Origin of the sequence: Gordonibacter pamelaeae 7-10-1-b (assembly GCF_000210055.1) — a bacterium.
In the GTDB taxonomy this organism is placed as follows: domain Bacteria; phylum Actinomycetota; class Coriobacteriia; order Coriobacteriales; family Eggerthellaceae; genus Gordonibacter; species Gordonibacter pamelaeae.
The window spans coordinates 3,021,833-3,025,010 of the sequence record NC_021021.1 but is presented as its reverse complement, the minus strand read 5'-3'; the positions used below and the strand labels follow the sequence as shown (position 1 = coordinate 3,025,010).

Genomic DNA, 3,178 nt, shown 5'->3' with positions numbered 1-3,178 from the left:
TGCCCGCCATGCCGCCGCGCGGCCCCTGCGCCTTTACGCTTTCCTTAACCTTTCTTGAGGACTTATTAAGCGCCCGTAGCGTAAGGTTCTCCCCACGGTCGGCGAATGCGAGAAAGAGGAGAAGCGACCCGATGGAAAATGTGATAGAGACAAGGGGCCTCACCAAGCGCTACGGCAGCTTTGCCGCGCTCGACGACGTGGGCGTGACCGTGCGGCGCGGAGAGGTGTTCGGTTTGGTGGGCGACAATGGGGCGGGGAAGTCCACCCTTTTCAAGTTGCTGTGCGGCCTGGCTTTTCCCACGATTGGCGAGATCCGGCTCTTCGGCGAGCACTCTCCACGCGAGCTTGAGCGCCAGAGGGCGCGCATCGGTTGCATTATCGAGCAGCCCGGTTTCTACCCGCACTTAAGCGTGGAGAGGAATCTGGAGTGCTGCCGCATCCAGAAGGGCGTGCCCGGCAAGAACGCGACTGACAGGATGCTCGAGGAGGTAGGGCTGGCCTATGCGAGGGACCACACCTGCAAGGACCTGTCGATGGGAATGAAGCAGCGCTTGGGCCTGGCGATGGCGCTCATCGGCGAGCCCGAGGTGCTCATCTTGGACGAGCCGGCGAGCGGTCTCGACCCCAGCGGCATCGTGGAGATGCGCACCCTGCTGCAACGCCTCAACCGCGAGAAGGGCATCACCGTGGTGCTGTCGAGCCACCACTTGGCGGAGCTGGAGCAGATGGCCACCGTCTACGCCTTCCTGTCGCATGGAAGGCTCTTGGAGCAGGTGGGCGCCGAGGAGTTGCGGGAGCGGTGTGCGGACCGCATCGAGATAGCAGTGTCCGACGCCGCGTGTTACACGGTGCTGTTGGAGCGTGAGCTGGGATGCACGACGTACCAGGTGCTCGGCGACGGCACGGTGAGCATCGCGAACCCGCGCTTGGACATGGAGGCGTACAGCGGCCTCGCCAGCGCGCACGGCCTGTCCATTCTGAAACTGGAGCGGCGGCGCCTGTCGCTGGAACAATATTACCTCGATATGAAGGACAAGGTGGATCCCTGGAGCTGGGATGCGCCGGAGATGGGGGTGGCATGATGCTGAACTACCTGAAGGGCGAGGCGTACCGTATCGCGCACGGCCGCGCGGCGTACCTGTTCGCCGGCACGCTCTGCGCCATCGTGCTGGCGGCCAACGTGCTGTTGTGGGCCATGTCCTCCACGCCCGGCTTTCCCTACGCCACGGTGCGTTTCTCCATGAGCAACCTCGTCCCGATGCTGCCTCTTCTATTCTATATGGCTGGCTTGCTGGTGTGGGTGCTGTTCGCCGACGACCGGAAGGACGGCACGCTCAAGAACGCCATCGCGCATGGCTGCTCGCGGCGCGACCTGTTCCTGGGGAAGTGCCTCGTGGCGACGGTGCTCGGGCTCGCCATCCTGGCCGTGGTCCTGGCCGTGTACGTGGGCAGCGCGGTGCTTCTGCTGGAGGGGTCGACCGAGGCCGTGGCCATTCTGCTCGAAGGCGTGGCGTCGGCGCTGCCATTCACCGCGGCCTGCGTTGTGCTGGGCGTTGCGGTATGCTCTGCGTTGCCGAAGACCGTCACCGCGTTCTTGGTGTGGGTGGCCGTCGTGAGCGTCATCCCGGCGGTGCTGAACGTGATCGGCCTGGGCGTCGAGCCGGTGGCCCGGCTGGCAAGCTGGCTGCCCGCGAACTTCTTTGCGAACGAGGTGGCCATCAACCAGAGCGGCCTGGCGCAGTTTCTGTGGGATACGCCTGAAGGATTGGCGAAGTGCCTGATCGCCGGGATTGCGGGCATCGCAGTGTTCGGTGCCGTGGGCTTGTGGCGTGCGGGCAAGGCGGAGCTGTAGGATCGGGGCATGGGAAGGGGCGCGGGCATGGCAGAGATCGTCCTCGGGGTGCTGCTGGCGGTCGCACTGGCGGCAGCGGCCTTCCTCGCCGCGCGGTACGCGCTGCTCAAGCGGTCGCTTCGGCAGGCGGATCGGGAGCTGGGCGAGATCGTGGGGCATCTGGAGGACAACCGCATCGTGAGGCTGCCGGCTCCCGACGCCGATTTGGAGGCGCTGCTCGGCACGGTGAACCGCGCGCTTGCGGGCATACGCGCGCAGGCGGCGGCCTGCGCGCGGCACGAGGCGGAGCTCAAGGCGCAGGTCGAGCACGTGAGCCACGACCTGCGCACGCCGCTCACGTCCATCCGGGGGTACCTGGCGCTCGTGGACGACGCGGCCCTCGATGCCGAGGCGCGCGAGGCGCTCGGCACGGTCAGGCGCAAGGCGGCGTCGCTCGAGCGGCTGGTGGCGCAGTTCTACGAGCTGTCCCGCCTGCAGGGCGATGATGTCCCGCTGGAGCTGGGGCCGGTGGACGTGGGCCGCATGTTGCGGGAGTCCGTGGCCGAGCAGTACCGCCTGCTGGCCGACCGGGGCCTGGACGTGCGCCTGGACGTGCCGGAGCATGCCGTTTTGGCGCGCGCGAACGGCGAGGCGGTGGAGCGCGTGCTGGCGAACCTGCTGCACAACGCCGGCAAGTACGCGAAGACGGCGCTGGAGGTGTCGATGGCCGGGGAGGGCGCGGGCGCTGCGGGGGCCGGCGGCCGCGTGGCGGTCGAGTTCGCCAACGATGCGGAAGGCCTGTCCGAAAGCGCCCTCTCGCGCCTGTTCCAACCGTTCTTCATGGCGGACGCGTCGCGTGCGCAGGAGGGCTCGGGCCTCGGCCTGGCCATCGCCCGCCATCTGCTGGAGCGCATGGGTGGCAGCATCGAGGCGAGCTCGGAACAGTGCGAGGGAGCGTGCTGGCTGGTGCTCCGCATCGAGCTCGCCGCAGCTTGAACGGTTCTCACAAATCGTTCACCTTGGAAAACTTTTTCGTGCCAATGGCGCCGATTCGCGGTACTATGATCCCTGAAAAGTAAACGCAGGCTAACGAAGCCGGGCGAGGGGGATCGCCGCGGCCGCAAGGAGACGAGACGTTGGGCACCCTGAACGACCTTCCCATCGGCAAGACCGCCACCGTGGTGGCGGTGGGCGGCGAGGGATCGCTGCGGCAGCACTTCCTGGACATGGGCATCATCCCGCAGGCCGACGTGGCCATGGTTAAGCACGCTCCCATGGGCGACCCGGTGGAGGTGCGCATCCACGGCTACGAGCTCACGCTGCGCCGCGACGACGCGCGCAAGATCG

At 67.1% G+C, this 3,178-nt stretch carries 4 protein-coding genes; all 4 read left to right on the top strand.

Annotation, left to right across the window (positions count from 1 at the left end; all coding sequences use genetic code 11):
* Positions 1 to 131 precede the first annotated feature (131 nt).
* Positions 132 to 1,082 (top strand): ABC transporter ATP-binding protein, encoded by a 951-nt coding sequence (locus GPA_RS19510; protein ID WP_015540265.1) that lies wholly within the window; start codon positions 132 to 134, stop codon positions 1,080 to 1,082.
* A complete protein-coding gene (locus GPA_RS13965; protein WP_083809285.1) occupies positions 1,013 to 1,852 on the top strand; it encodes an ABC transporter permease in 840 nt (279 codons plus the stop codon). The genes GPA_RS19510 and GPA_RS13965 overlap by 70 nt, the downstream gene beginning before the upstream one ends.
* Positions 1,853 to 1,879: 27 nt before the next feature.
* Positions 1,880 to 2,827, top strand: a complete 948-nt coding sequence (locus GPA_RS13960; protein WP_041239692.1) for a sensor histidine kinase — start codon at positions 1,880 to 1,882, stop codon at positions 2,825 to 2,827.
* Positions 2,828 to 2,967: 140 nt separating this feature from the next.
* On the top strand, positions 2,968 to 3,178 hold a 211-nt coding region (locus GPA_RS20265; RefSeq protein WP_041239691.1), incomplete at its 3' end, for a FeoA family protein.